We start from the raw sequence: 4,423 nt of genomic DNA on the forward strand, positions 1-4,423 counted from the left end.
CCGTGACCACCTCACCGGTGGCCAGGTGCACGCCGCGCAGCAGGTGGTTGACCGTGTCCGCGACGACCAGGTCGTAGCCGGCGACCTCGGCCGCCCCGGCCATGCCCTGCCCTCTCACTCGGTCAGCGCGCGGGCGGCGACGGGAGCGGCGGCATGGGGCCGCGGGCGTGCGGCGGCGGAGGGCACGGGTACGGCAGAGCCGACCCGGGGGGCGGTCACGGCACGCCGAACCTCGGCGGCCGGGCACGCCCGTCCGTCCCGCGCGCTGTCTCCCATCCGGACTGTCTGGGAGCGGGCATGCCCGCACCCAACCGTCGGCCCCGGATTCTCACCAGGTCCACCGGGCGGCACGAGGCCGACCGGGTCGCGGGCTTACCACGGTCGGACCGTGGATCACCGCCGGTTCGGAATTACACCGAGTCCCGCCAGCGCGTGGTGGGTACCCCGAAAGTCTTACACGCCCGACGGGGCGTGTCTCCCCACAGGCGAGCTACTTCACATGGCGGTGGTGCGGGTCACCCACACTGCGGCGACGGTCCACCGCCACGTACGACCCGGGCTGGCTCTTGGCCACCGTCTTCATCTCCGAGGCGAGGTTCATGGCCTGGAGCGGGTTGGTGAGGCGTTTGCCGGCGTCGGAGACGGACACACCGATCGAGAGGGTGACCAGGTGGGCGCGGTGCAGGTTGCCCCGCCGGTCCTTCACCTCGACGTAACCCCGAGCCGCGTCGGACGGGTCGTAGAGGGCGTCAGCGGCCTTCTCGAAGTCGGCCGAGACCCTCGCGGTGAGCGGCAGCACCTGCGCCGGCGTACAGACGAAGACGAAGTCGTCGCCGCCGACGTGGCCGAGGAAGGCCGGCGGGAGGCCGACCGAGATCACCGCCCGGTGCAGGCTGCGCGCCAGCGCGGTGATGAAGTCGTCGCCCCGGGAGAAGCCGTACACGTCGTTGACGCTCTTGAAGCGGTCGATGTCGATGTAGCCGACCGCGTAGTCCGACCCGCCACGGATCCGGTCGGCGATCTCCCGCCGGATGCGGCTGTTGCCCGGCAGGCCGGTCAGCGGGGAGACCTCGCGGAACTCCTTGTTGCGGCGGAGCGTGGAACTGACCCGGGCGACCAGCTCGGCGGTGTCGAACGGTTTGACCAGGTAGTCGTCCGCACCGGCGCTGAGCCCGTGCACCTTGTCGACGGTGAGACCCTTGGCGGTCAGCATGATCACCGGCAGGGCCGCGGTCATCGGGTCGGCCCGCAGCCGGCGGGTCAGCTCCAGACCGTCGATGCGGGGCATCATGAGGTCGACCACCGCCAGGTCCGGGCGTTGCCGCTCGATGACCTCCAACGCCTCCTGGCCGTCGCCGGCATGGACCACGTCGAACCCGTGCAACCGCAGGTTGAACTCCACGAAGCGGGCGATGTCCTCGTCGTCGTCGACGACGAGGATCAGGTCCCTGCGGTCGTCGGCCGGGTCCACGTCAGGCCCCGGCCACCGCGCGTTCGGCGAGGGAGCGGAGGCGGCGGACCGCTTCCGCCGGATCGTCCGCGCCGTAGACGGCGGTGCCCGCCACGAACGCGTCCGCGCCGGCCTCGGCGGCCTGCTCGATGGTGTCGGCGGCGATCCCGCCGTCGACCTCGATGCGCAGCTCCAGGTGGCCGGCGTCGACGTGCCGGCGGGCCGCGCGGACCTTGTCGAGCAGGTGCGGCAGGAACCGCTGCCCGCCGAAGCCCGCCTTGATCGTCATGATCAGCAGCGTGTCGAAGCTCGGCAGCAGCTCCAGGTACGGCTCGATCGGCGTGTCCCGGTCGATCGCCAGCCCCGCCTTGGCACCCGCCGAACGGAGGTCCTTGGCCAGGGCCACCGGATCGTCGCAGGCCTCCGCGTGGAAGGTGACGTTGTACGCCCCCGCGTCGGCGTACCCGGGCGCCCAGCGTCGCGGGTCGGTGATCATCAGGTGCACGTCGAAGGGCAGCTCGGTGGCGGCCCGGAGGCTCTGCACCACGGGAAGCCCGATGGTCAGGTTCGGCACGAAGTGGTTGTCCATGACGTCGACGTGCAACCAGTCCGCGGCGTTCTCGACGGCACGGACCTCTCGGGCGAGGTGGGCGAAATCGGCGGCCAGGATGCTCGGCGCGACGATCGGCGGCGGTACGGTCACCGGGCCAGTGTACGAACGCGGCCACCCGCCGCCAGCGGCGCGGCACCAACCGGGACACCCTGTGACCCAGCGGTGACCAGTGGTGCAGAATAGGCCGTTCCGGCCCGGCCAAACCGGACGAACAGCCATCGGTGACTGGCCGGACGACGGAAACGCGGCAACACTCCATCGGGGACGGTGACGTGGGTCGTACGACGTCGGCGGGCACCCCCGCCCGGCGACAGGTCGACCGGCCGTCAGCTCCCGGAAAGGGCGGATGATGCGACGGTTGCTGGGGCGTGCCCCCGAGGTGCTGACGGCGCTGGCGCTGGCGGGCGCGGGCGTGGCCCTGCTGGCCGGCTGCGTACGACCGGGCGGCTCGGACGGCGACCTCGTCGACGACTGGCCCGTGCTGTCGGCGCCACTGCCGTTCACACCGGCCTCCGGGGTCTGCATGCCCCGGATCACGTCCGTCGTGCAGGCCGCCACGTACGAGACGGTGGACTGCGCCCGCAACCACCTCGCCGAGGCGGTGCACGTCGGCACCTTCACCGGCGCCGTAGCCCGCCAACGCGAGCGGCCGGAGCCCGGCTCCCCCGCGCTGCGTACCGCTCGCGCCGAGTGCGACCAGCGGGCGCGGGAGGTGCTCGGCGGCGACTGGCACTCCGCCCGGCTCACCCTGAACATCGCCCTGCCGACGGTGCCCGCCTGGCGGGGCGGCTCGCGCTGGTTCCGGTGCGACCTCAGCGAGACCGACAGCATCGACAACACACGGCCGATCAACCGCACCGGCAGCCTGCGGGGCGCGATGATCGGCGACTCGGGCCTGGTGCACGGCTGCTTCGACCCGAAGCTCATCGGCGACAACCTCAACTACATGGCCCCGGTGCTGTGCACCGAGCCGCACCGCGCCGAGTTCGTCGGCGTCTACGTCGAGCGGGACATGAGCTGGGACGAGTTCGTCAAGGCCGACCAGCAGGCGCACAAGCGGTGCATGGCGCTGATCGCCGCGTTCGCCGCCGTGCCCAACAACAGCGACCTGCCGTACCGGGCGGGGTCCATCTTCTACCCGCCGTCGCAGCGGGAGTGGGAGGAGGGCGACCGGGGCGTGCGCTGTTTCCTGTGGAGCGACGACCGCAAGCTGACCCGGTCCATGCGGGGCGCCGGCCCGCAGGGACTACCCGCCATCTGAGCACGGTGCCGTATGCTCCCGCACCGTGGCGCGCACCGGTCGACGGGCCGGCGCCGACCACCGGACGACGGGAGGTCGACGGCGATGCGACGGTGGCTCATCGGGGTCGCGCTCGGCGCCGTGGCGGCGGTGACGCTGACCGGCTGCGGTACGCCGCCGGCCGGCATCGACGGTGACCTGACCGACGACTGGACCACGATCGCCGCCCCCGCGGCATTCACCCCCGAGCCGGGCACCTGCCACTCCCACGTCCAGGAGGTCGGCTACCTCAGCTCGTACGGGCCGGTGGGCTGCGATCGTCCGCACCGCGTGGAGACCCTGCACGTCGGCACCCTCACCGGCGCCGCCGCGACGGGCGCCCAGCCGCCCGCCCCCGGGTCCGCCGGTACCCGCGCCGCGCACGCCACCTGCCACAAGGAGACGACGAAGGCGCTGGGCGCGGACTGGCGTACCGGCCGGGTCGGCGTCTCCGTGGTGTACCCCTCGCCCGCGGCCTGGACCGGGGGGTCCCGCTGGTTCCGCTGCGACGCCACCGAGGTGCGCGGTGTGGACGACCCGAGCGTGGTGCTGCGCACGGGCAGCCTGAAGGGCGCGCTGACCGGTGCCGCGCCGCTGCGTCACGGATGCTTCGACCCGGTCATGAAGGGCGACGACGTCACCGAGATGAAGGCGGTCGCCTGCACGAGGAAGCACCGGGCCGAGTTCGTCGGCGTCTGGGTCGCCCCGGACACCAGCTACGCGGAGTTCGACAAGGCCGAACGCAAGGCCCACGAGGCGTGCCTGGCCCTCGTCGCGTCGTACGCGAAGGTGCCGCGCGGCGACGTCGAGTTCCGCGCCGGGTCGATCTACTTCCAGCCGTACGAGCAGGACTGGCGCAACGGTGACCGAGGCGTGCAGTGCTTCCTCTGGGCCGACGACCGCACCCTGACCCGCTCGGTCAAGAACGCCGGCCCCAAGGCCCTCCCCCGCACCTGACCCACCCCACCCACCCCGCCCTGCCCCCCCCTGCCCCCCGGCCTCCGCGATCTTGCACTTTATGCCGGGGCATAAGGGACAGGACATCCCATAGCGGGGACCGAAAGTGCAAGATCGCGGAGGC

The 4,423-nt window shown here is 72.4% G+C and carries 4 protein-coding genes; 2 read left to right on the top strand and 2 right to left on the bottom strand.

The window, feature by feature from the left end:
• Nucleotides 1-490 precede the first annotated feature (490 nt).
• Together AB0I76_RS23200 and rpe are read right to left on the bottom strand one after the other, a co-directional pair.
• Complete coding sequence (locus AB0I76_RS23200; RefSeq protein ID WP_357039087.1) at nucleotides 491-1,471, bottom strand: response regulator; 981 nt, start codon at nucleotides 1,469-1,471, stop codon at nucleotides 491-493.
• Between the two features lies 1 nt (nucleotide 1,472).
• Complete coding sequence (rpe, locus tag AB0I76_RS23205; RefSeq protein ID WP_357039090.1) at nucleotides 1,473-2,153, bottom strand: ribulose-phosphate 3-epimerase; 681 nt, start codon at nucleotides 2,151-2,153, stop codon at nucleotides 1,473-1,475.
• A 268-nt stretch (nucleotides 2,154-2,421) separates the two neighbouring features.
• On the opposite strand from rpe, the gene AB0I76_RS23210 reads away from it, so the two are divergent.
• Both AB0I76_RS23210 and AB0I76_RS23215 read left to right on the top strand, forming a co-directional pair.
• Nucleotides 2,422-3,324 carry a septum formation family protein gene (locus AB0I76_RS23210; RefSeq protein ID WP_357039093.1) on the top strand — a complete coding sequence of 301 codons (903 nt, stop codon included), beginning with the start codon at nucleotides 2,422-2,424 and terminating at the stop codon, nucleotides 3,322-3,324.
• An 84-nt stretch (nucleotides 3,325-3,408) separates the two neighbouring features.
• A complete protein-coding gene (locus AB0I76_RS23215) occupies nucleotides 3,409-4,299 on the top strand; it encodes a septum formation family protein (protein ID WP_357039095.1) in 891 nt (296 codons plus the stop codon).
• Nucleotides 4,300-4,423 lie beyond the last annotated feature (124 nt).

The organism is Micromonospora sp. NPDC049799 (genome assembly GCF_040656655.1).
GTDB lineage: Bacteria > Actinomycetota > Actinomycetes > Mycobacteriales > Micromonosporaceae > Micromonospora.

Bases quoted from the DNA above. Each gene is read 5' to 3' on its own strand.
- AB0I76_RS23215 (WP_357039095.1), top strand. From the start codon at position 3,409: ATGCGACGGTGGCTCATCGGGGTCGCGCTCGGCGCCGTGGCGGCGGTG.